The organism is Bacillus sp. FSL W7-1582, from assembly GCF_038593325.1.
Taxonomy (GTDB): Bacteria; Bacillota; Bacilli; order Bacillales; family Bacillaceae; genus Bacillus; species Bacillus altitudinis.
On the sequence record NZ_CP151987.1, the window covers coordinates 479,864 to 501,890 of the forward strand.

General features: G+C 43.0%; 25 protein-coding genes. 15 read left to right on the top strand and 10 right to left on the bottom strand.

Translation table 11 applies throughout. The features are described from left to right. Nucleotides 1–18: 18 nt before the first annotated feature. The 3 genes from NSQ11_RS02330 to NSQ11_RS02340 are packed head-to-tail and all read right to left on the bottom strand — an operon-like array spanning nt 19 to nt 2,300. On the bottom strand, nt 19–885 hold the full coding sequence (locus NSQ11_RS02330) for an RnfABCDGE type electron transport complex subunit D (RefSeq protein WP_212047404.1): 867 nt from the start codon (nt 883–885) through the stop codon (nt 19–21). Continuing rightward, nucleotides 843–1,820, bottom strand: coding sequence for an FAD:protein FMN transferase (locus NSQ11_RS02335; RefSeq protein WP_342501240.1), 978 nt, complete (start codon nt 1,818–1,820; stop codon nt 843–845). The genes NSQ11_RS02330 and NSQ11_RS02335 overlap by 43 nt, the downstream gene beginning before the upstream one ends. Nucleotides 1,821–1,835: 15 nt before the next feature. Beyond that, complete coding sequence (locus NSQ11_RS02340; protein ID WP_007498114.1) at nt 1,836–2,300, bottom strand: FMN-binding protein; 465 nt, start codon at nt 2,298–2,300, stop codon at nt 1,836–1,838. Nucleotides 2,301–2,650: 350 nt separating this feature from the next. Between NSQ11_RS02340 and NSQ11_RS02345 the strand changes: the two genes are divergently transcribed. Further along, entirely contained in the window at nt 2,651–3,043 is a 393-nt protein-coding gene (locus NSQ11_RS02345) for a RidA family protein (protein ID WP_007498112.1), read from the top strand. A 243-nt stretch (nt 3,044–3,286) separates the two neighbouring features. Here NSQ11_RS02345 and NSQ11_RS02350 read toward each other — a convergent pair whose 3' ends face one another. From NSQ11_RS02350 to NSQ11_RS02360, 3 genes are read right to left on the bottom strand one after another with little or no spacing between them, the layout of a single operon-like run. Beyond that, the gene (locus tag NSQ11_RS02350) at nt 3,287–3,529 is read right to left on the bottom strand and encodes a DUF2651 family protein (protein WP_046342672.1); all 243 of its coding nucleotides are present in this window, start codon (nt 3,527–3,529) and stop codon (nt 3,287–3,289) included. Between the two features lie 31 nt (nt 3,530–3,560). Beyond that, nucleotides 3,561–3,854: a DUF5316 family protein gene (locus NSQ11_RS02355; protein ID WP_046342674.1), complete on the bottom strand. Its 294-nt coding sequence runs from the start codon at nt 3,852–3,854 to the stop codon at nt 3,561–3,563. A 25-nt stretch (nt 3,855–3,879) separates the two neighbouring features. Beyond that, complete coding sequence (locus NSQ11_RS02360; protein WP_008347199.1) at nt 3,880–4,257, bottom strand: VOC family protein; 378 nt, start codon at nt 4,255–4,257, stop codon at nt 3,880–3,882. A 184-nt stretch (nt 4,258–4,441) separates the two neighbouring features. Here NSQ11_RS02360 and NSQ11_RS02365 point away from each other — a divergent pair, with 184 nt between their 5' ends. From NSQ11_RS02365 to NSQ11_RS02400, 8 genes are all read left to right on the top strand, one after another. Beyond that, nucleotides 4,442–4,708, top strand: coding sequence for an excalibur calcium-binding domain-containing protein (locus tag NSQ11_RS02365; RefSeq protein WP_017366629.1), 267 nt, complete (start codon nt 4,442–4,444; stop codon nt 4,706–4,708). Nucleotides 4,709–4,835: 127 nt separating this feature from the next. Then, complete coding sequence (locus tag NSQ11_RS02370) at nt 4,836–5,591, top strand: Cof-type HAD-IIB family hydrolase (protein ID WP_041508273.1); 756 nt, start codon at nt 4,836–4,838, stop codon at nt 5,589–5,591. Nucleotides 5,592–5,764: 173 nt separating this feature from the next. After that, on the top strand, nt 5,765–6,523 hold the full coding sequence (locus tag NSQ11_RS02375) for a 5-oxoprolinase subunit PxpA (RefSeq protein ID WP_342501241.1): 759 nt from the start codon (nt 5,765–5,767) through the stop codon (nt 6,521–6,523). 24 nt (nt 6,524–6,547) lie between these two features. Further along, the gene (locus NSQ11_RS02380; protein WP_008347191.1) at nt 6,548–7,765 is read left to right on the top strand and encodes an NRAMP family divalent metal transporter; all 1,218 of its coding nucleotides are present in this window, start codon (nt 6,548–6,550) and stop codon (nt 7,763–7,765) included. A gap of 4 nt (nt 7,766–7,769) precedes the next feature. After that, a complete protein-coding gene (locus tag NSQ11_RS02385; protein WP_342501242.1) occupies nt 7,770–8,561 on the top strand; it encodes a putative hydro-lyase in 792 nt (263 codons plus the stop codon). Nucleotides 8,562–8,580: 19 nt separating this feature from the next. Next, the gene (gene pxpB, locus NSQ11_RS02390; RefSeq protein WP_052320902.1) at nt 8,581–9,327 is read left to right on the top strand and encodes a 5-oxoprolinase subunit PxpB; all 747 of its coding nucleotides are present in this window, start codon (nt 8,581–8,583) and stop codon (nt 9,325–9,327) included. Beyond that, nucleotides 9,324–10,328 carry a biotin-dependent carboxyltransferase family protein gene (locus NSQ11_RS02395; protein ID WP_052320901.1) on the top strand — a complete coding sequence of 335 codons (1,005 nt, stop codon included), beginning with the start codon at nt 9,324–9,326 and terminating at the stop codon, nt 10,326–10,328. Before pxpB ends, NSQ11_RS02395 begins: the two co-directional genes overlap by 4 nt. Nucleotides 10,329–10,342: 14 nt before the next feature. Further along, nucleotides 10,343–11,116, top strand: coding sequence for an IclR family transcriptional regulator (locus NSQ11_RS02400; protein ID WP_007498093.1), 774 nt, complete (start codon nt 10,343–10,345; stop codon nt 11,114–11,116). Between the two features lie 34 nt (nt 11,117–11,150). On the opposite strand, the gene NSQ11_RS02405 is transcribed toward NSQ11_RS02400, so the two are convergent. Next, the gene (locus NSQ11_RS02405) at nt 11,151–11,786 is read right to left on the bottom strand and encodes an FMN-dependent NADH-azoreductase (protein WP_024720223.1); all 636 of its coding nucleotides are present in this window, start codon (nt 11,784–11,786) and stop codon (nt 11,151–11,153) included. Between the two features lie 414 nt (nt 11,787–12,200). On the opposite strand from NSQ11_RS02405, the gene NSQ11_RS02410 reads away from it, so the two are divergent. From NSQ11_RS02410 to NSQ11_RS02420, 3 genes are all read left to right on the top strand, one after another. Next, nucleotides 12,201–12,833 (top strand): GDSL-type esterase/lipase family protein, encoded by a 633-nt coding sequence (locus NSQ11_RS02410; RefSeq protein WP_342501243.1) that lies wholly within the window; start codon nt 12,201–12,203, stop codon nt 12,831–12,833. 86 nt (nt 12,834–12,919) lie between these two features. Beyond that, the gene (locus NSQ11_RS02415) at nt 12,920–14,002 is read left to right on the top strand and encodes a C45 family peptidase (RefSeq protein ID WP_342501244.1); all 1,083 of its coding nucleotides are present in this window, start codon (nt 12,920–12,922) and stop codon (nt 14,000–14,002) included. A gap of 121 nt (nt 14,003–14,123) precedes the next feature. Then, nucleotides 14,124–16,211 carry a BglG family transcription antiterminator gene (locus NSQ11_RS02420; protein WP_046342687.1) on the top strand — a complete coding sequence of 696 codons (2,088 nt, stop codon included), beginning with the start codon at nt 14,124–14,126 and terminating at the stop codon, nt 16,209–16,211. 16 nt (nt 16,212–16,227) lie between these two features. Here NSQ11_RS02420 and NSQ11_RS02425 read toward each other — a convergent pair whose 3' ends face one another. Further along, a complete protein-coding gene (locus tag NSQ11_RS02425; RefSeq protein WP_017358489.1) occupies nt 16,228–16,839 on the bottom strand; it encodes a class I SAM-dependent methyltransferase in 612 nt (203 codons plus the stop codon). A gap of 155 nt (nt 16,840–16,994) precedes the next feature. Here NSQ11_RS02425 and NSQ11_RS02430 point away from each other — a divergent pair, with 155 nt between their 5' ends. Beyond that, complete coding sequence (locus NSQ11_RS02430; protein ID WP_146271696.1) at nt 16,995–17,864, top strand: SDR family oxidoreductase; 870 nt, start codon at nt 16,995–16,997, stop codon at nt 17,862–17,864. Nucleotides 17,865–18,158: 294 nt separating this feature from the next. After that, a complete protein-coding gene (locus tag NSQ11_RS02435) occupies nt 18,159–18,581 on the top strand; it encodes a pyridoxamine 5'-phosphate oxidase family protein (protein ID WP_008347166.1) in 423 nt (140 codons plus the stop codon). Nucleotides 18,582–19,145: 564 nt separating this feature from the next. On the opposite strand, the gene NSQ11_RS02440 is transcribed toward NSQ11_RS02435, so the two are convergent. Continuing rightward, entirely contained in the window at nt 19,146–19,328 is a 183-nt protein-coding gene (locus NSQ11_RS02440; RefSeq protein ID WP_041091160.1) for a hypothetical protein, read from the bottom strand. Between the two features lie 13 nt (nt 19,329–19,341). Further along, nucleotides 19,342–19,560 (bottom strand): hypothetical protein, encoded by a 219-nt coding sequence (locus tag NSQ11_RS02445; RefSeq protein WP_024720228.1) that lies wholly within the window; start codon nt 19,558–19,560, stop codon nt 19,342–19,344. 160 nt (nt 19,561–19,720) lie between these two features. On the opposite strand from NSQ11_RS02445, the gene NSQ11_RS02450 reads away from it, so the two are divergent. Continuing rightward, nucleotides 19,721–21,970: a hypothetical protein gene (locus tag NSQ11_RS02450; protein WP_342501245.1), complete on the top strand. Its 2,250-nt coding sequence runs from the start codon at nt 19,721–19,723 to the stop codon at nt 21,968–21,970. Nucleotides 21,971–22,027: the final 57 nt, after the last annotated feature.

The following is a 22,027-nucleotide window of genomic DNA, read 5'->3' on the forward strand; positions in this document are numbered from 1 at the left end:
CGATGTCCGTTTTTTTATTTAGACGACTTTCGTCCGTGTTGCCCGTCGCTTTTGATTTGTTTGGTACGTTCGATAGGCTTTCCAAGCATTGGCACATAAAAGCCCTGTGAGTAAGTAGGATAAGCTGTTAAATAAATAGAAGTCCACACATGAAACGACAGCACAGAGGATACCAAAGATGATTTGATCACGATTCTTTGCTGGTGAAGTAGGTGGATCAGTCAACATAAAGAATGCAAGGAACAAGACGGCATTTAAGTAGGGCGTCATAAAAGCAGATGAAGCATCCGTTAAGCCAATGAATCCCAATATGAGGTGAATGAGTCCGTATGCGGCTAGAAAGGCGAAAACTTGCGGGAACTTTTGTACGCGGCTTGTCACCAAATAACCGCCGACCACCACAAGGAATAGGGTCCACCAAGGTAGAAGAGACATACCGCCCCACCAGCTTTGATTGGAAGAAAATAAAATGACTGAGAGCCATAAACCAAACGCAGCTGGATTCAAAATCGGCTTCTTTTGATAAGTGATGACATGCTTAGATAAAATGGCTACTGCGGCTGTGAAAGTAGATACAGCAAAAGAAGTGGCTGGACTGAGAACAATGCCAATAATCAGCCCTGTGAGCAGAGCTCCATCAGGGAATGTGTGTTTATTGTTTTTCCAAACCACTCTTGAGATAAAAGAGTCAAGAATTAGTGCTGTCCCGATGCTGGTGGCAACTGTAGTGAGACCACTAAGAAATCCAGTGTGCAGACTGCCGGCGGCTAGAAGAACCAAAAGAATGGCAATGACATACCGTTTCGGCGTCCGAATGTAGGTTTTTAGTGAAGGCGATGATTTCAAAAATGTTTGGTCTGTGGTTGGTGCTGGCTGTAATTCCATGATGGAACCTCCTTCATCTCCGGTGTTAGGGTCATATCAGCATCTTGATCCACCATCACGGCAGGTATTTCATGTTCGGCTAAAAAAGAATAACCTCCTTCTCTACCTAATAAAAAAGCAGCTGTAGAGAGACTATCTGCGAGCATACCGAGTGGTGCAATGACGGTACAGCTTAACAAACTTTGTTCAGACTGTTTCGTTTGAGGGAGAATCAAATGGTGCGTATGAGGATCATTACGGCTGATCCGTTCATAGCTTCCAGATGTACAAATCGCACAATTTGTGGTTTGCATGACCATGATATTGGTCTTTTTTTGAAGGGGATGCCGAATCCCAATTGACCACTCTTCTTGTTGTTCGTTAAACCCAGATACCAACACATCCCCGCCAGCATTCATCATAAAGCCCTCCCATGCTTCAAGCTCTTTTGCGGCAAGATCGCACGCAAATCCCTTTGCAATAGAACCGAAATCCAAAATCAACGGTTTGTTCAAATAAATCGTCCGATTCATCTCGTTTAACTGGACGTCACGGTAATGAACAGCTGTATGTGGTACGTCATCTGATGAAAAAGTTTGTCCTGTCGTGTACAACCGATCGAATCCTTTTTGTTCCATGACTTTCCCGATGGTTGGATCATACTTTCCATTTGTTAATTCAGCTAACTCTAGCGCATAGGCTGTTAAATCGAAAAGCATTTCACTGACTAATACCTCTTGCTTTGAACGATTGGCTAACTTCATGACTTCAGAATCAGAGCGGAAACGGCTAAAACGATGCTCGATATCGTAAAAAATGGAAAAGGCACGGTTGATGTCCTCTAAAACAGCCCGTCGATCTTCTTCATAGGCAACCACTTGAATATTGATAACAGTTCCCATAGCCAGCATGGATTTTTGAAAAGTAATGAGTTTTTGTTGTCCTAACCATTTCATCTTGGTGTCTCCTCTCTATGCCTTTGCCTGCTCTAAAGCCTGAGCAACAGCTGTTTCAAAATCTTGAGTACTTAATGTTGCGCCGCTCACCGTATCTACATCAGCACTTTGTCTGATGACCACTTCATTGGGTAATGATGAAATGGAGCTTTGCCCGTATCTAGTGTTATCACTCGTAATCTCGACAGAAGTGATATTTCCTTGTTTGATGGTAACAGATACACTAATAGAGCCAATCTCATTTGATCCAGTACCAGAGAAAGTACCATCCTTGAGTTCAGTTTCTGAAGTGGTATCTTCTGTTTGAGTGGCGGTAGTATCTGATGTGAGAGATGTATCGTTTGAAGAAGCGTCTGCTTGTGTATTTGATTGTGCTGTCTGAACGGCTTGCGCATGATGGGTAGTTGCATAACCAGTGATGTATAAGCTGCTAATGGCTGCGGTGCAAAGACTAATCATTTTCTTATTTATTTTTGCCATGATGTATCCTACCTCCTATTACGATCTACTATATAGAAGAAATTTGAACAAACCATGAACAAGAAAAGAACGATTTTAGATAATGGGTATGAAGAATCAAAATATTGCACGTTATCGTTTATCATTTATTTTTGACTGTGGTTCATTTATCAGGTAGGATGAAATAAATCTAAACCTTGCTCACGCAATCAAAAAGGGGTGTTTCGGCCATGAAAAAGAAAATATTGATGTTCTTACCTTGTGGCTACGGATACTCCACTGCTGTTTTCTTTTAGGATAGACAAAAATTGGTGAAGTCTGTCTACAGGAGGAAAAACACGCAGAAAAATCATAGTGAGTGAGGGATTTACATGGAAAAAATCACGAGAAAAAACCCAGAAAGTATGCCGAAACCCGTTGGCAACTACAGTCATATCACAAGGGTGCCAAAGGGTGCGGGGTTATTTGTGACATCAGGTCAAGTAGGGACAGGAGCAGATGGACAGATCCCATCAAGCTTAAACGACCAAGTCACCAATACGTTTGAAAATATAAAGAGAATCCTTGCATCAGAAGGATTGAATGAAGAACACGTCATCAAAGTCAATATTTGGGCAACAGAAGAAATTGATTGGGATCATCTATATCCACAGTGGGATGCAATCTTCAAAACGGCATATCCATCAATGACCGTTGCCTATGTGACTGCATTAGGGTGGCCAGAGCTGAAAATCGAAATAGAGCTATGGTGTGCGGATATTTAATCAAAAAAAGAACAGTGCAAACTGTTCTTTCAGCGAGTAGCCAAACCCTCGCATTCTTTGTCAGTCCTGCGTGCTGGTGCTCACGAATGTCAAATTCGCTCCGCTCCAGTACTCGTCCTTCCTAGACTGCAAAGGTTTTCTATCACGCTGAAAAGAAGACAAAGGGCTAAAATAAAGAATCATTTTAGCCCTTTGTCAACAATCTGAAAGAACAGTGCAAACTGTTCTTTTTTTGATGAGTATTTATGAAACAGCTTTGAATCGCTTTGTAATGAATGCACCGAGAAATGCACAGACTGTGTAGACGATGACCCAAATGAGAAAGGTTTTATTTCCACCAATAGAGGTGAACATCAGAATCACACTCGCTACCAGCACAATCAAGGTGGGAAACCAAATGTTCTTTAAAAACAATGTGCCGAAAATACCAATCAGCACAGAGATCATAGGTAAACCAAATACAACGAATAAGACAAAAACAGCCATGTTAATTACTCCTTTGAATCAAATCAACTATTTACATAAAAACATATAACAGTGCTGCACCCATATGCGGAAGGGCAAAGATGATGAAAAGAAAAGCCGTATCAAGACGAAACATCCGGTGTTCTTTTGTTTCAGAGTGATAGGCCGCTCGTGCCTCTTCCCCGTTGGTCCATGCACCCATAAGAAATCCAGATGCAACGAACGCAATAATAGAGATTCCACCACTGACGAATCCAATCCATTCATGGTGCTGTAATATGAGCGCCGCACTGCAAATCAACAGCATGGAGCAAACACCAACAAAAAAAGCATGTTTCTTTCTCATTACGCTTCACTCCTTCGGACAGCTATTAGGAGACCGCATCACATATTTCAATGAAATGTCCATCAGGATCAGACACATAACTGACCGTTTGTCCCCACGGCTTCTTAGCAGGTTCCTTGATGACAGGTACCCCTTTTTCCTTCAAGGACGCAATGGTTTCATTCACATCATCCACAACAAAGCCAATCTCAAACGTTTGTGATGAGCTGACTGCCTCTGGAACAGGTAGACCAAGTGCCTCTTTCACATCTTGGCGTGAATTAATTGATAGGGTGACTTCTCCTGTATCAAACTCAACATAGGATTCAACCCTCAATTTAATCGGGAAACCGAGGATATGATGGTAGAACTGAATACTTGCCTCAACATCGTTTACATATAGAATGGTATATTTCATTTTCATATGGAAAGCTCCTCTCTTCATATACGTGTCAAAACCGGAAAGGTTTCCCACTCATTTTAACATATAGGTCATAAGAATTATTAAATTCCAAAAAAACCAATATTTTCACCTCGATCGTCTTGAAAAACAAAATGTGGTGACATATGATAAAAATGTAAAATGAGAAAAAATAGGGGGAACTTACATGTTAAAAAAAATCATGGTCGCTGTCTTGTCTTTCGGTCTTTTACTTAGCTTTACACAAGTTGACACTCACACAGCGGATGCAAAGACAGTCAAGTACAAAAACTGCAAAGCACTCAACAAAGTATATAAAGGCGGCGTAGCAAAAAGCAAAAATACGAAAAACAAAGGTGGAAAAACGAAGTACAAGCCTTATGTATCAAAAGCACTTTACTTAAAAAATAAACACCTTGACCGTGATAAAGACGGCATCGCATGTGAACGTTAAGAAGAAGTAAAAAGACCTGTCACAAGGTCTTTTTTCTATGGGATCAAACTCGTCCCTTTGTGCCATCTTCATCTTTATATTAAAATAAAGATAGATTCAAAAAATGATACAAAGTGGGGTACTCAATTTGTCAACACAAGCTGATAAGAAAGACATCCGATTGATTGCCATTGATATGGATGGCACGCTGTTAAACAGTGAGCACGTCATTCCTGAGGAAAATAAACAAGCCATTAAAGAAGCAGAAGCCAAAGGGGTCCATGTGGTGATTAGCACAGGACGTACGCTGATGACATGCAAAGAGCTGGTCGAGCCGCTGAAACTCTCTTCTTATCTTGTCACAGCGAACGGAAGTGAAATTTGGGATTCAAACTTCCAGTTGATCGAACGGGAACTGCTGCATCCCGATCACGTTCAGATGATGTGGGATCTAAAAAACAGATACGAAACCGATTACTGGGCATCTACTGTGGATAAGGTGTGGAGGGGAGAATTCCCAGAACGCATTCATGACCACGAATGGTTGAAATTTGGTTTTGATATTCATGACGATGCTGTTCGTGAGGAAGTCCTCCATACATTGAAAACAAATGGACAGCTAGAAATCACGAATTCCAGTCCAACCAATATTGAAGTCAATGCAGCAGGCATTAACAAAGCGGCAGCTCTTGCAAAAGTAGCAGAACGCATTGGCTGCACAATGGACAACGTCATGTCACTTGGCGACAGTCTGAATGATATGGCGATGATTCAAGAAGCCGGATTAGGCATTGCAATGGGCAATGCACAAGAAGTTGTGAAAGAAGCCGCTGATTGGATTACGGCTCCTAATACAGAGCACGGGGTAGCAAAAGCCATCCAGCATTGGGTGCTGTCTAAATAAACGAGTAGAAAAAGTGAGAGGATATGACCTCTCACTTTTTTTGTTTTCTCCTAGTTCTATTGTTATATTTTCTGACAATTTCATGTGCAGTCTATCCAAAGTTGGTATAATCAATATAAATTCGAATATTCGGACTTTATATTCCGTAATTCGGAACGACAAGGAGGGGTCCTATGTATCAAGTGGATATTAACTGTGATTTGGGAGAAAGTTTTGGTCAATACACCATCGGTTCAGATGAACAAATTCTTGAATATGTTACCTCAGCCAATATTGCATGCGGTTTTCATGCGGGAGATCCAACTGTGATGAGAAAGACGGTTAAAATGGCACTGGATAAAGGGGTTCAAATTGGTGCACATCCAGGTCTGCAAGATTTAGTCGGTTTTGGCAGACGTCCAATCGCGATCTCAGCAGAGGAAGCCTATGATCTTGTGATCTATCAAATTGGTGCACTATCAGCCTTTCTGAAAGCAGAAGGCGGCATGATGCAGCACGTCAAACCACATGGCGCCCTTTACAACATGGCGGCTAAAAATACTGAATTATCTGAATCGATTGCGAAGGCTGTGTATGATATTGATCCTAACCTTGTGTTATTTGCGCTGTCAGGCAGTGAACTTGCGTTAGCAGGGGAAAGAATCGGTCTTCAAGTGGCACATGAAGTTTTTTCTGATCGGACGTATCAACCAGACGGGACACTGACATCACGCCGTGAACCTCATGCACTTATTGAAGAGGATGAAAGGGCAGTTCAGCAGGTCATCCGTATGGTAAGAGAGGGGAAAGTGCGGACAGTGCAAGGGGAAGATGTTCAGCTCAAAGCAGATACGGTGTGCATCCACGGGGATGGCAGTCACGCGCTTCAATTTGCAAAAACCATTACAGCGAAGCTAAAAGAAGCCACTATTCAACTCAAGGCCTTTCGATAAATCGTCATCAAAGGGGGAAACAGCATGAAAAGAGAGAAAGCCAAACAGATGAAAGCTCCAAAAGGGAACCGTTCTATGCTGATGGGCGCAGCCTTTTTAATGGCAACGTCCGCCATTGGACCGGGATTTTTAACACAAACAACGGTGTTCACACAGCAGCTCGCAGCTAGCTTTGGGTTTGTCATTTTGATTTCCATTTTGCTAGACATTTTTGCGCAAACAAATGTATGGCGTATCATTGCCGTCTCGGAAAAAAGAGGACAGGACATTGCCAATATGGTTCTGCCGGGTCTTGGATATGTGTTAGCCTGTTTGATTGTCATTGGGGGTCTTGCCTTTAATATTGGAAATATCGCCGGTGCGGGTCTCGGTTTTCAGGTCATATTCGGCGTCGATCCCCGCATAGGGGCTGGGGTCAGTGCAGTCATTGCCATTCTCATTTTTGTCATCAAAGAGGCAGGAAAAGCGATGGACCGATTCACACAAATCGCTGGTTTTGTCATGATTGGTCTGATGCTGTATGTGGCTATTTCCACAGCACCGCCAGTTGGAGAAGCGGTCATGAGAACTTTCGTGCCAGAGAAAATTGACATGTTATCAATTGTCACACTTGTCGGCGGAACAGTTGGCGGCTATATCGTTTTTGCTGGTGGTCATCGTCTGCTGGATGCTGGCATTAAGGGGAAGGATGCATTGCCACAAGTGACGAAAAGTTCCATTTTCGGTATTTTGATCACATCCGTGATGCGTGTGGCTTTATTTTTAGCCGTTCTAGGAGTTGTCTCAAAAGGCTTACAGATTGATCCATCGAACCCGCCTGCGTCTGTTTTTCAATTAGCATCTGGAAATGTGGGATATAAAATGTTTGGCATCATTATGTGGGCTGCCGCCATTACCTCAGTCATTGGAGCGGCATACACCTCCGTTTCCTTCTTTAAAACCTTCTCACCAAAAATCGAGAAAAATCAACGAGGCATTATCGTTGGATTCATTGCGCTCTCGACCATTTGTTTTATCACGATTGGAAGACCTGTGAACATATTGATTTTGGTTGGGGCCATCAATGCATTGATCTTGCCGCTTGCACTCGGAACATTGCTGATTGCTGCCTATAAAAAAGAAATTGTCGGTGATTATCGCCATCCATTCTTTTTGACAGCAACAGGTGCGTTTGTTGTTGTCATCATGGCAATCATGGGCGGATATACCATCATGAATGAAATTCCAAAACTATGGAGCTGATCACATGAAAGCATATCAAACCTATGAGCCGTCACAAATCAGGGAATTGATTCGTAAGCAGAAGATCACAGGCCCAACGGCTGGCTTTGCTGAGGGATTTGCGCAAGCCAACTTAATGATCGTCAAAAAAGAGCTAGCCTTCGATTTTCTTTTATTTTGTCAGCGGAATCCGGCTTCGTGCCCTTTGCTTGATGTGCTCGACCCAGGTGATCCAGTGCCAAGGCGTTCAGCACCTGATGCGGATATTCGAACGGATTTCCCTAAATATCGTATTTACAAAAAAGGGGTTCTTCAAGAAGAGGTAACAGATATTTCTTCCTATTGGGAGGATGATATGGTGGGCTTTCTCATCGGATGCAGCTTTACGTTTGAGCATGCACTGATGCTGAATGACATTCCTGTCCGCCATATTGAAGACGGTCATAATGTACCAATGTATCAAACGAACATTTCATGTGAAAGGGCAGGTGTATTCCATGGTCCGATGGTTGTCAGTATGAGGCCGATCCCAGCGCATCAAGTCACAAGAAGTGTTCAGGTGACGTCTAGATTCCCATCGGTACATGGGGGTCCTATCCATATAGGTGATCCAGCTGTGATTGGCATTGAACATGTAGATCAACCAGACTTTGGAGAACCATCTGTGATCAAAGAAGGGGAAGTTCCGGTGTTTTGGGCATGTGGTGTGACGCCGCAAGCCATCGTCATGCACACTAAGCCAGACATTGCGATCACCCATGCACCCGGTCATATGTTTATCACAGATGTAAGAGATCAAAAGCTCGGTGTCCTGTAGAAAGAGAGGTGTCATAAAAGTGGCATTTTCAACGATAAAAGATACGATCACGTTCCACCCGCTAGGAGACGCAGCCATTGTCATCCAAGCCGGGACTGACATAAGTGAAGACATTCATGAGCGTGTGAAGCAGCTGTTTTCATGTGTTGAACAGCATCCATTTGAAGGATATGTGGAAGCTGTTCAAGCTTTTACAAACGTGACCGTCTTTTATGAGCCCTATACGGTCTATCAATCTGCTCAGCTTAAGCAACGTGCGATCTCTCCGTATGAATGGGTCAAAGACTATATTGAAAACCTCCTTGAAGACAACTGGCAGGAGGGGAATCAAGCAAAGCGCCGGATCATCGACATTCCTGTATGTTATGGAGGAGAGCTCGGTCCTGACTTAGAAGAAGTCGCCCGTATCAATGATTTGACGCCTGAAGAAGTTGTACGCATTCACACATCTGGGACGTATCTTGTCTATATGATTGGGTTTGCTCCTGGGTTCCCGTTTTTAGGCGGACTTTCTGAAAAAATTGCAGCTCCGCGTAGAGAAACACCAAGAATGTCGATTCCAAAAGGATCTGTGGGTATTGCGGGGAAGCAGACAGGGGTTTATCCGATATCTACACCCGGAGGCTGGCAGCTCATTGGACAAACCCCTTTGTCCTTATTTCGGCCGAATGCTGAGAGACCTAGTCTACTAAAGGCAGGGGACGAGGTTCGATTTGTTCAACTGTCTGAAAAGGAATTTTTCAGCATGAAGGAGGAAGGTCGTTGAGTATGCATGTCATCAAGCCAGGAATGTTCACCACCATTCAAGATAAAGGGAGAATAGGCTATCAGAAGTACGGTGTGTTAACGAGCGGTGGCATGGACCCGCTCTCGCTCCGAATCGCCAACATCCTCACCGGGAATCAAGAAAACGAAGCGGTGCTGGAAATCACATTAATGGGGCCCGGTCCAGTGTTGACATGTCAGAAGGATCAGCTGATCGCCGTGACCGGTGCTGATGTGGAGGTTGAGATTGACGGGGAACAAGTGCCTCTATGGAAACCGCTCTTCATTCGAGCAGGAAGCACGATCACCTTTGGCCCTTGTAAGAGGGGATGCCGCTCCTACCTCGCTGTAGCCGGTGGATTTGATGTTGAGCCGGTGATGAAAAGTAAAAGTACGTACGTCAGAGCGAAGATAGGCGGGGTTGAAGGGCGTCCGCTAGAAAAAGGAGACGTCCTGCCGATTGGAGAACCGTCATCATTGGCGAAGAGCCTCGTTCACATGTTAAAAAGCAAAGGGGAACGTGCGCCAGACTGGACAGTCAATCATGCGCATTTTTTGCCTCTCGGGAAATCACCAGTCATTCGAGTGCTGGCAGGCAGACATCTATCTCATTTTCAGGAAGAATCGCAGCAGGCTTTTTTCGAACGGTCTTATCAGGTCACTCCCCAATCTGATCGTATGGGATGCAGATTGAAAGGGGAACCGATTCGTTTAAAGCAAAAGCTTGAATTGATTTCAGAAGCGGTTGCTTTTGGCTCTATTCAAATTCCTCCTGACGGCCAGCCGATTATTCTGCTCGCAGATCGCCAGACGACAGGTGGATATCCCCGTATTGGTGAGGTGGCAACAGTCGATTTGCCGCTCATTGCGCAGGCGATGCCTGGAGCGAATCTCACGTTTCAACAAATTGACCGCCAAGAAGCAGAGCAAGCCTTATTCACACAAGAAGCAGAGATGAAGGACCTGACGGCAAGATTAAAACTCGAAGCATTTTCGTTTTAGAAAAGGTGAGAAACATGCAGAACACAAATAAAACCGTTGTGAAATCAATGGAGATATTACGGCTTTTTATCACACACGAACAATTAACGTTAAATGACATGATTGAGCTCTCGAGCATGCCCAAAACATCTGTACACCGAATGGCCAACTCGTTAGCCGATATGGGATTATTAGAAAAGCATCCTTCAGGTGTTTACCGATTAGGATTGATGTTCCTTGAATACGGTCAGCTTGTCGCCGATCGCCTCGATATCCGTAGAATTGCAAGGCCCTTTATGGAAAACTTGCGTGATGAGGTAGGTGAGGCTGTTCAGCTCATTATTCGTGAAGGAGATGAAGCCATTTATGTGGAGAAAATGGAAGGAACGCAGCCTGTCCGGCTCTATACCGCTGTCGGAAGAAGATCCCCATTATATGCGGGAGCTTGTGCGAGAAGTATTCTTTCCTTTTTGCCAGAGGAAGAGAGACTTGCCTATATTGATTCGGTAGAGCTCGGGAAAATCGGGATCGGAACCATTACCGATAAAGATGTCCTGCGAAACATGATCGAAGAATCAAACAGGCGCGGATATACGTTAAGCTATTCAGAGCTTGAAAACTATACTGCGGCTATTGGAGCGCCCATTTTCAATCATCACGGAGAAGTGGCAGCAGGCATTAGTATTGCAGGGTTTGAGGCAGGCTATCAAAAGGAACGGCTTCCTTATTTAATTGAGCAGGTCAAAAAAGCGGCCAGCGGCATTTCAAAAGAATTAGGTTTTGCATCTGAACAAATAAAAAGCCAATGACCGTTAAGATCATTGGCTTTTTTCGTGTTCATGATTAGAAAGTTTTACCTAAAGCTTTTGCACGTTCGATCGCATCTGCTTTAATTTGTTCTGCTTTTGCAGGCTCAGCATTGTGACCTTCAACAATAAGACCTTCGAAAGAAGGAATACCGAAGAAGTTTGCAATTGTTCCAAGGTAACGGTGACCTGCTTCTAGTTCAGCAGCAGGACCTTCAGTGTAGTATCCGCCACGTGCTTGGATGTGTAGCGCTTTTTTGTCTGTTAGTAATCCAACAGGACCTTGCTCAGTGTATTTGAATGTTTTACCAGCTACAGCAACAGAGTCGATGTATGCTTTAAGAACTGGTGGGAATGAGAAGTTCCAAAGTGGTGAAACAAATACGTATTTGTCAGCAGAAACGAATTGATCGCTTAATTCGTTTAGGCGAGCAACTTTCGCTTGCTCTTCAGCTGAAAGTGTATCGAAGCCAGCACCAGATTGAAGCTTGCCCCATCCAGCGAATACATCTGCATCAATGTGAGGAATGTTTTCTTTGTACAAATCGATATGTACAACCTCGTCACTTGGATTTGCTTCCTTATAAGATTCGATAAATGCTTTAGCAGTAGCCATACTGTAAGAAACTGTTTCATCATGCGGATGTGCAGTGATGTATAAAACTTTTGCCATGTTCATTCAATCCTTCCTGTTTCAATGATTTTTTTAGCGTATCCCAAAGATACACTGAATATGTGGCATCTTTAATCATATTGGAATGCTATGAAAAAGATGTAACAAGCACAGTTACATAAAAACTGATATTTTCATTGTAATCACTATATAGTTTGAAGTCAAGGTATAAAGTCTTGAAATCAAGATAAAAAGTTTGTAAATTTTTCTGAAACGCTTCAAAGCTGCGATTTAAGCAAAAAAACCCTACTCCCATTGAACAAAAAATGGATCGATATCGCAAGTAAAGTGTTTGTAAATGCGCTCATCCTGCGTCTTTGAAAAAAAGGTGGATGCCTTTAAGCCATATGCTACAAGCATTTGTTCTTCTTTTTCGTATATATAAGAGAAGGCAGGAGAGAGTGAGGGATAAGAGTGGGACGATCCTATGTTGCGATTGGAGATTCCTTAACGGTTGGGGTGGGGGCACGTTTATTTGGCGGCGGTTTTACGGAGCGATATGCGGCGAAGCTTGAAAAGAAGCTGCATATACCGGTGAAACTGTCCGTATTTGCGAAATCAGGGTTAACAACGGAAGAGATCTTGCAGCTTTTTCGGCGGTCTGATGTAAGACGGGCGATGGCTCATGCTGACATCATCACCATCACAGGCTGCGGGAATGATCTTGTTCAAGCTGTTCTGCAGTATGAAAAAGGTGAAGATGAAAAGACACTGCTGCAAGCGTCTATGCATTGTCAGGCGAATTTTAGCAAAATGGTTCAAGAAATCGCTCTGATAAAAAGAGGTCAGCATCATCCATACTGCGTATATTTATTGAATTTATATAATCCTTTTCCTGAGATTCCGATCGCAGAGAGATGGCTGAAGCAATACAACCATCACCTTCGCCAGCTTGCTGCGAATCCACATGTAGAAGTGGTGGATATTTACGGTGTATTTGAAGGTCATCAAAGCGCATACTTATCGATTGATCAATTTCATCCGAACCACAAAGGATATGAAGCAATGGCAGAAGCGCTGTTTCAACAATCCGCTAAGCAACTGTGATCCCGCGGGATTGCAGTTTTTTTCATTCTTTTAAATGAAGGGCTGTTTCGATATGATAAAAGAAACAAGACAAAAGAGGTGGATGCATGCAGGAGATGAGTGCGTATTTTCATGAATTGAAAGGAACAGCTTATGAGGTAGGAAAGCAGCAGGCTATTTGGCTGAAGGAGCGCCCTTTGCTTAAGAAACAATACATTCAAACAGAACCGTTATCAAAAGAGGCTGTGAAGGAAACAAAGCAGCTGATTCGACCGTTTCTTCCTCAGTTAGAGGAAGAACTCACGGGATTTTGTGATGAAATGCAAATAGATGAAAGCAATTTGACCTTTTTCTATTCTTCGCATCTGCAGCCAGGCTGTTCCCATTGTGTGATGCAGGGAAATGAGGCTGCCAATCAACAAACGGTGATGCTGCGCAACTATGATTTTTCTCCGCTGTTTGATGATATGCGTCTTGTATCTACACATGTGAAGGGCTCAGCAGTCCATACAGGCTCATCATTAATCTTATTTGGCAGATCTGATGGGATGAATGAGCATGGTCTATCGGTCACATTTTCTGCATGCGGTCCGCCTATTGGCAACGAACCAGGCTTAAAGCCGCCGGCTGTTGCTGGCTTGCAAGTATATCATGTCATTCGTGCTGTGCTAGAGTCCTGTAAAATGGTGGAGGATGCCGTCCGTTTGGTACAGGAAATGCCCGTCGCGTCAAATGTTCACCTAATGCTTGCCGACCGGCAGGGAGAGGCGGCTGTGATTGAAATGATTGATGGGCAAAAAAAGGTGAGAAGGCCGGAGCGTGGATTTATTGCGGCTACGAACCATCCGCTTGCTGATCACACGGCAAAAGGGTTGACGAAACATCATTCTGTTGTCAGGTACGACATGTTAATTCAAGCTTTAGAAGAACAGCCGTCAAGCGAGTCTCTTACGGAACTATTTCAGGCAGAATACCCTGCTGGTCTGACTGTGCACAATTATGAAGAGCTGTTTGGGACGATGCGAACCGTCATGTTTCGGCCGGAGGAAGGGACGATGGAGTATTGCTTTGGCTCTCCCGTCTATAATCCTACCTATTCATTAAAGGTCGGGGGCGCACTGCCATTTCGTGAACAAACGATTCAATTTCATCAAAAGGATTATGGACCTTCCTTTTGGAGAAACGTGTGAGTCTTTCATTTTGTCACAGCCTGTGTGCCAAATTTAGATCAACTTCAGGTTGCATCGATCAGTGAAAGCGTTTTATATTAAAGTGTGACAATAGACCTATTTAAGCAGAAGGAGGCATTTCATGTACATAACGGCACGAGAACAGAAAGTGATCAAATATATGATTCAGCAAAATCGTTATGTCACCATTCGTGAGATCGCCGATTCTGTTCAAGTAAGTACAAGAACCATTCATAGAGAACTTAAATCCATTAAACCTATTTTAAAGAATTACAACCTATCACTTGATAAACAGCCGGGGAAGGGCTTGAAGGCGGTCGGTGAACAGGAAGACAAACAGCGGCTTCTGTCTCATATTTCAAATGAAGATCAAATTGAATATAGTTCTGATGAACGGAAGCTCTTAATCCTGTGTGCCCTGCTTGAAGCAAAAGAACCGGTGAAATTATATACACTTGCAGCCGACTTGCAGGTTACAAATGCGACCATCAGCTACGACTTAGATGAACTGACGGACTGGATCGCTCCCTACGGTTTACTGCTTATCCGCAAGCGTGGGTACGGCATTGAATTAAAAGGGCCTGAGGAAGCCAAACGAAAAATTGTCGGGAACCTGATCGTTGACCGTCTCGACATTCAATTATTTCTCGAAACGATTGAGATGAATATTAAACATCGAACGAAAGCGACTGAAAAGGTGTTTGGGGTAGTCAGTCGAGGACAGCTGCTCAAGGTAGAAAGGCTGCTCTTTCATTTGAAAAACAGACTCTCTCTCTCGTTGTCAGATAGTGCCTATATTGCACTTGTCGTTCACTTAACCTATGCCATTGAACGCATTCAAATCGGTGAAACCATTCGGATGGAAGAGGAAGAATTGCTTGAATTAAAGCGGACGAAGGAATTTGAATCTTCACTTAGAATCGCACGAGCATTAGAACGCATGTTTAATGTAGAGATTCCTGAAGCTGAAGTTGGATACATGACCATCCATTTGCGCAGTGCAAATCGAAGCTTTACGGCAGAATACCGCATTGATGAGATTGAGTTAGATATCGCGCTGAGAACGAAAAAACTCATTGACTTTATTTCTCATAAAACAGGCTATCATTTAAATGAAAACGATTCATTGTATGAGGGACTCGTGTCTCATCTTGAACCAGCTATGAACCGATTAAAAGAAAAGATGCGGATTTACAATCCGCTCACACAACAAATAAAAAAAGACTACTTCTTGCTGTTCATGGCGATTGAAGAAGGTGTGGAGCGCTTCTTTCCTGAGATCGAATTTCCAGAGGATGAAATTGCCTTTATCGTGCTTCATTTTGGTTCGGTGCTTGAAATTAAAAAAGAAGAAACCAAGATTCATGCATTGGTCGTTTGCTCAAGCGGCATCGGTTCGTCCAAAATGCTCGCATCACGATTGAAAAAAGAATTGCCTGAGATCGCCAAATTCGATCTATCTTCCTTAATGGAGTTAAAGGAAATCGACGCTGCGAGCTATGACATGATCGTATCAACCGTTCCGATCCCATATGAGCATATTGATTACATTATGGTCAGCCCGCTCTTAAACGAGGATGACGCAGTGCGGGTCAAGTCACATATTAAACGAAAAATTCCTTATCTGATTGAGAAAAAAAGAGCACAGGAATCTGCAAAAGAATCGGTGGAGGAAACGGTTGATATGATAGGGATGGCAGAGCAAATCACGAATTATATGTCAGTGATTCGCAGCATCTTGTCCCATTTTACAATCGAAAAAAAGAAGACGACGGAGCAGCATGAGTCAACAATGAGAGCGCTGATGCGTCAGGTTGAAAGTCAAGGCTATTTAGAACGTGCAGACGAAGTGACAGCCGGTTTACTTGAGCGTGAGCAGCAAGGTGGTTTAGGCATTCCGGGAACTGAGTTTGCTCTTTTTCACTTAAAGCATGATCTCATTAAGAAACCGGTCTTTCATATCTATGATCTTGATGAGGCATATGAGATCAAAAGCATGGATGGCGGGCAACAGCTCATGTCCAGAATGCTCCTCATGCTGGCGCCGCTAGAGCTTGGCAAAGAAGGGTCTGAAATGTTTAGCCTGATCAGTTCATCCATCATTGAAAGCGAAGAAAGCATGGCGCTTTATGGACAAGGAACAAAGGAAGAGATTGAACAGAAATTACATCAACTTTTTTATCAATTTGTCAAAGAGGCAAAATGGTAAGAAAAAAGCCGAGAGCTTATTCGCTTCTCGGCTTTTTTGCTGTGACACAGACAGCGAGGGTGGGACGAATCTCTTCATATTCAACAGAAAACTGATCAAATCCAGCAAATTCTAAGTCATTGAGGATGCTTTCGCCCATTTCTTTTGTCCGATTGGCGTCTGCTCCTTTTTCTCTTGGCTGCATCACAATGACGAGTTTTCCGCCAGGTTTCAAGGTGTGATAAAGGTTGAGTGCGCCAGCCTTTGGGTCATCCCAAATCGTATAATTGTTAACAGAGAGTACTTTGTCATACTGATCCGCCGGCAGGCGTGTTTTTTCAATTTTCCCGACATACAGCCGGACCTGCTTCTCTTTGGATCGTTTCTTTATACGCGAATGCGCCTGTTCCTTCATAGTTGAAGAAGCATCTAGTCCATCAATGTGAAGATCGTCATAATGCTTGAGCATATGTTTGATGCTATAGCCGGGGCCGTAGCCTATTTCCAAAATGTTTTCACCATCTGATAAATCTAAATGCTGGATCGCCCATTGATTCAGTGCCTTATTTTCATTTGCCATAATAAAACCTGCGATGCTTCCGAGCCAGCCTTTTGGTCTGCTAAAGGTTTTAGAAATGGTTGATAGCATGTGAGAACGCTCCTTTTTTATGTTTATGTAACCGATTTTTCCCATCCTGAAACCTGTCAGTTTTCAAAACGCATTGATGACGCATAGGGATGTTTGAGTAAAAAAATGAAGTGGTAATGAAAGGATACATCAACAAATCAAGGAGGAGCTTACACATGGATTTACGTGAATACTTAACAAATGGCATTCCGCGCCAAACGCAGGATCAGCAGCCGGGCAGTGAAAGAGAAATGAATCCTGCGCCGATCTATGAGAATGAATCGTATAAAGGGTCTGGTAAGCTAAAAGGAAAAGTAGCGCTGATTACAGGTGGAGACAGCGGAATTGGACGTGCCGTTTCTGTTGCGTATGCCAAAGAAGGAGCTCATGTCGCGATCGTATACTTAAATGAACATGAGGATGCAGAAGATACGCAAAAACGTGTAGAACAGGAGGGCGTTAAATGTTTAACGATTGCAGGGGATGTCGGGGACGAAGCCTTTTGCGAGAAAGCGGTAGAAAAGACAGTTGAAGCCTTTGGGAAGCTGGACATATTAGTCAATAATGCGGCCGAACAGCATCCGAAAGAACGTATTCAAGATATTTCTAGTGAACAGCTTCACCAAACCTTTAGAACCAATTTCTATTCTTATTTTTATTTTACGAAGAAGGCACTCGATTACTTAAAACCGGGAAGTTCCATTATTAATACAACATCTATTAACCCGTATCGAGGCAACAAAGTGCTCATTGATTATACGGCGACAAAAGGGGCCATCAACGGCTTTACTCGTTCTATGGCACAGTCGCTTGTGAAAGATGGTATTCGGGTAAACGGTGTAGCGCCCGGCCCAATTTGGACGCCGCTCATTCCATCTACATTTGATGAAGACAGTGTCGAAAGCTTCGGGGCCGAGACGCCAATGGGAAGACCAGGACAGCCTGTGGAGCATGTAGGCTGCTATGTACTGCTTGCTTCGGACGAATCGTCTTATATGACGGGACAGACACTTCACGTCAACGGCGGTTCCTTTATGAATACATGATCAATAAACACGCCGCCCAGCTTTGATTGGGCGGTGTATTTAGTATTTCTTCCGATTCTTCTGTACAGATGAGACAGACCATATGATAATGCCCACAACAACCGCTGCAATAACAAGTGAACTCAAATGGAACATCGTTTCATGATGCATGTTCAACTTCCCCTTTCAATGTGTCCGTTTTTTATAGCATCAGCTAGAAGATGTCTTTTTATGAAAAACACATTTCTTTGTTTAATGAATGGATTGTCGTGGAAACCTAAGAGTACGGATGACATTTTGAAGGAGTGAAGATACATGTCACAAGAAGAGTTAAAGCAAAAGGTAATGAACTTATTAGACGAACAAAAAGTTGGAACATTGGCGACTGTTGAACAAGATAAGCCGCATACCCGCTATATGACTTTTTTTCATGAAGGGCTGACATTATATACACCAACAAGCAAAGAAACACATAAAGCTGATGAGATTGAAAAAAATCCGAATGTTCATATTCTCATTGGTTATTCAGGTGAAGGATTTGGGGACACATATGCAGAAATTGCAGGTAAAGCCACATTAACTGATGATCCAGAACTGATCGACCGCCTTTGGTCTGATGAGATGGAGAAATGGTTTAAAGGAAAAGATGATCCAAACCTAGTGATCCTTAAGATTGACCCAACCTCCATTCGTTATATGAACGAAGGAAACCGGACACCAGCAGAATTATCACTTTAACACTTGCGTAAGTTGGGGGAACGTGTTATAGTTTTATATTAAGTGTTGAAATAGCAAATAAATAAAGAAAGTAAACTTTCTTTTTTCTATGACATAATGAGAAGCAATAGAGCTTCTACTTGATAAGAACGAGACGCTGTCAAAGCGAACAAACTTATTCTTTTCCTTCTGCAACCGCCCCCTATAAAAGCGGAAGAATGGAAAAAAGACGTTTTGATTTACAATTCACACTGGCACGGCTTCGGAGCCGTAAGGACGAATGAGAGGTAGGGCTTTCGTTGTCTTGTTATCCAGAACTTCCATGGCGTTTACTTTCAAACGTAGGTTCACTCGGAACACATATGACACACTGATATGATCGAATCTTAATTCATACACTCCGTGACGGAGATTAAACATTGATTATTTATTTGCATGAAAAGAGTAAGAAACGGGCTGCCATCTATTTGGCAGCCTTTTTAGGTTAAAAGCGGATACCATCCGCATGACATCCCCTTCAAAAAGATTCGCCGTCAACAATAGAACAACGAACACTCATCGACAGAAAGAGGAAATGCTTCATCATCACTCCCTTCGCCCTTTCTTCTGATACCTCCAAATCCGGCCAATAAAAAAGAACATCACCGTAAACAAAATAGAGAAGATCAACATGTCCAGCAGTGTCACGCCTCTATCTGGATGCACAACCCCAAACCAAACCCATTGAAGAACAAAAGAGATAGCAAAATAAAAGATGGATTCTTTCATGAAATTCTCCTTTTCACTTGTTTTTTTGACTGTTTAGCCACACCATCCAGATGAAAAAGGAACAAATGGCGCATGCGAGCAAAGTGACAGGCGGCAAGGTGTACCAGCTAGTCAGCCCCTTTACAAAGCACATATAAAAAAAGAAAATGGTAATAGATACGAGCACCCCTTGCTTGAACCAACGGGGAACACGCAGCCAAGCCGCTAGAATGATCGATGATAGCTTATCCATTGAGATAACATCCTTTTTTTGAATCTGATTGGATTTTATCGTAAACAATCAAATATGTAAAATATGGATTTAGAAAGTTGGAATGGTATTCTTCTAGCATGAAACATTCTCGCTGCACTGACGTATAAGAAAAAGGAACTCCATGAAAGGAAGCGATCAAGTGAAAAGAATACCAGTGATTTTCCTCAGGTATATTGTCTTCTTTATTCCAGCAATCATTCTTAGTATTTTGGTGTGGAACCATTACCAAGATGATTTATCCGCAGGGAAAGCGACGCAATATGACGTCAAACAAATATTTACATTCGATGAAGGGAAACGAGTGGTGAGTGCTGTATCAAAAAACCAGCAGCTCCATTTTGCAATGTATGATCCTCAATCAGGAAAAAGAATCAGTGAATGGATAACGGAAAGCGATACGTTTAATGAAATGCTGCCATCTATTCAAGGGAACCATCTCTTACTTGCTTTAAAAAATAAAGACGATCAGCTGTTGATCGAAAAACTGTCTCCAAGCGGAGCAAAGAAAGAACTCGTCAAGCAAAACTTACAGATTCCCTCATTTTTAAAAACGAATACATATCAATGGAATGGACGTCTCGTGTTTACAGGAGAAATGGAAGGCGCTGCTGCGGTCCTCGGTGAGCTAAAGAATGGTCAGTTTCATGTCCACAATCTCAGCGAGCTGAAGCTGCCAGCAAGACCTGTTTCCATCGATGTCGTCATGAATTCTTTTAGAGGGCAGACCCCATTCCCTATGTTTGAATTGACTTTGAAAAATGACCAGAAGGCGTATGTCAGCGGAATCTCAAACGAGAAGCATCAGCTTGGGGTCTATGTCTCCAAAAGTGCAGAACCGTTTAGCCTCATTGAAGATAAAGTCGTGCAGCAACTGAAAAAAACGATCGGATCATCACAAAACGTTGCTGTCGCTGTCGAATCCAACTATCCAAAAAGACCAAGGAAAGTGGATGCAGAGGGAAGGCTTGGGGAAGTCGTCCCAACACCAAAACCGATGTACCAAACCTTTATCTACCAGCTGAATGAAGAAGAAGTTCTTCTTTTAGGCTCTACAGCAAAGGACGAAGCACAAGGCAAGCTAACTGGTTATATTTATAATCATCGCACGAATAAGGCGACGTCTGCCAGCAAGCTGTCTCAGTCGTTGTCATATGAAACTTTACAAAAAGAAGATCTCTCTTTTCATAAAAATGTGAAGAGCAATTGGCTCTATTATTCACTTGGCAACCAATTAACGGGGGCATTTGAGGCGAAAAGCAAACAGCTAAAGGAATTTCCTTTGCAAAAGGTCATCTCAATCGAAAATGCCAGTCCAGCCCACCAAACGTCTGTTGACACCTTTATGCAATATGTCATGAAGGGCGGACCACTTATTCTCAACTGGGCGATATGGCTCTTTATCCCACTGTTGTTATTTGTGCTAGCGATCTTCCTGCCACCGATTTTGAGGCTTGTGAGAAAGAACAAGATAAAAGACAGTGTCACATTAGAAGCCAATATTGTATCAGTCAAAGAAACGGGTACCTACATCAACGAACAGCCGCTGGTCAACATGCAGCTTCAATTTCAATATGATGGGAAAAATATCGAAAAGGCGGTTAAAACGGTTGTATCCTATACTCAGATACCGCAACCGGGTCAGCGTATCGCCATTCTCTACAATCCGAAAAAGAAAAAAGCGATGCTCTTAAAAGAAGGTGACTTCTCGCAGCCAAGCGAGCCAAAATTCATCAAAGGCGCTATTTTAAGAAACATAGAATCATATGGAACCGTAGGACGAGGCACCGTCTTATCACTTACATTTGAAGCAGATCAGAAAAGGTATACCATTCCGATGATTCAAGCCGCTGGTTTTGAGTTTAGAACAGGAGAAAAAGCTGATCTCGTTGACATCAGCGGTCAGCTCAAAATGGCAGCCTATGGTCATGAAGTGCGGAATCGTTCGGGGAAAGACGTGACATTGACAGGAACGATCCAACGGGTGAAGCAATATCCAGTCACAATTCATGATCAGAAGCCTATTATGCTGGATGTGACGGTTTCTAGCGGAGATCAATCCATCACAAAAACGGTCAGTCAATTCATCCCTGATCATATGGAGGTCGCGCCAGGAACTCAAATCACGATGCAGACAAAACAAGAAGAGCTGGATAAAGAAATCAGTCTTATGCAAGAGAAACAAGGAAGTGCAAAAGTGACCCATGTCACATTTTCCGGTGTCATCGGCAACCAGCCGTTAGCGATCATTCAGATTGAGAGAGAAGGCGTGATGTATGAAGTGAAACAGCCAATCGATCCGATCACTAGCGTCTTGCCAGGTGATGAATTATGGGTGGCATATCACGAAATGACACGTCAAGCAGCCATTGTGAAATATGCATCGATTTAAAAAATACGTCAGCGTGTAGAAAAAGGGCTAAAACGAATGTCGTTTTAGCCCTTTTTG

Bases quoted from the DNA above. Each gene is read 5' to 3' on its own strand.
- NSQ11_RS02330 (WP_212047404.1), bottom strand. From the start codon at position 885: ATGGAATTACAGCCAGCACCAACCACAGACCAAACATTTTTGAAATCA.
- NSQ11_RS02335 (WP_342501240.1), bottom strand. From the start codon at position 1,820: ATGAAATGGTTAGGACAACAAAAACTCATTACTTTTCAAAAATCCATG.
- NSQ11_RS02340 (WP_007498114.1), bottom strand. From the start codon at position 2,300: ATGGCAAAAATAAATAAGAAAATGATTAGTCTTTGCACCGCAGCCATT.
- NSQ11_RS02345 (WP_007498112.1), top strand. From the start codon at position 2,651: ATGGAAAAAATCACGAGAAAAAACCCAGAAAGTATGCCGAAACCCGTT.
- NSQ11_RS02350 (WP_046342672.1), bottom strand. From the start codon at position 3,529: ATGGCTGTTTTTGTCTTATTCGTTGTATTTGGTTTACCTATGATCTCT.
- NSQ11_RS02355 (WP_046342674.1), bottom strand. From the start codon at position 3,854: ATGAGAAAGAAACATGCTTTTTTTGTTGGTGTTTGCTCCATGCTGTTG.
- NSQ11_RS02360 (WP_008347199.1), bottom strand. From the start codon at position 4,257: ATGAAAATGAAATATACCATTCTATATGTAAACGATGTTGAGGCAAGT.
- NSQ11_RS02365 (WP_017366629.1), top strand. From the start codon at position 4,442: ATGTTAAAAAAAATCATGGTCGCTGTCTTGTCTTTCGGTCTTTTACTT.
- NSQ11_RS02375 (WP_342501241.1), top strand. From the start codon at position 5,765: ATGTATCAAGTGGATATTAACTGTGATTTGGGAGAAAGTTTTGGTCAA.
- NSQ11_RS02380 (WP_008347191.1), top strand. From the start codon at position 6,548: ATGAAAAGAGAGAAAGCCAAACAGATGAAAGCTCCAAAAGGGAACCGT.
- NSQ11_RS02385 (WP_342501242.1), top strand. From the start codon at position 7,770: ATGAAAGCATATCAAACCTATGAGCCGTCACAAATCAGGGAATTGATT.
- NSQ11_RS02400 (WP_007498093.1), top strand. From the start codon at position 10,343: ATGCAGAACACAAATAAAACCGTTGTGAAATCAATGGAGATATTACGG.
- NSQ11_RS02405 (WP_024720223.1), bottom strand. From the start codon at position 11,786: ATGGCAAAAGTTTTATACATCACTGCACATCCGCATGATGAAACAGTT.
- NSQ11_RS02415 (WP_342501244.1), top strand. From the start codon at position 12,920: ATGCAGGAGATGAGTGCGTATTTTCATGAATTGAAAGGAACAGCTTAT.
- NSQ11_RS02420 (WP_046342687.1), top strand. From the start codon at position 14,124: ATGTACATAACGGCACGAGAACAGAAAGTGATCAAATATATGATTCAG.
- NSQ11_RS02425 (WP_017358489.1), bottom strand. From the start codon at position 16,839: ATGCTATCAACCATTTCTAAAACCTTTAGCAGACCAAAAGGCTGGCTC.
- NSQ11_RS02430 (WP_146271696.1), top strand. From the start codon at position 16,995: ATGGATTTACGTGAATACTTAACAAATGGCATTCCGCGCCAAACGCAG.
- NSQ11_RS02435 (WP_008347166.1), top strand. From the start codon at position 18,159: ATGTCACAAGAAGAGTTAAAGCAAAAGGTAATGAACTTATTAGACGAA.
- NSQ11_RS02440 (WP_041091160.1), bottom strand. From the start codon at position 19,328: ATGAAAGAATCCATCTTTTATTTTGCTATCTCTTTTGTTCTTCAATGG.
- NSQ11_RS02445 (WP_024720228.1), bottom strand. From the start codon at position 19,560: ATGGATAAGCTATCATCGATCATTCTAGCGGCTTGGCTGCGTGTTCCC.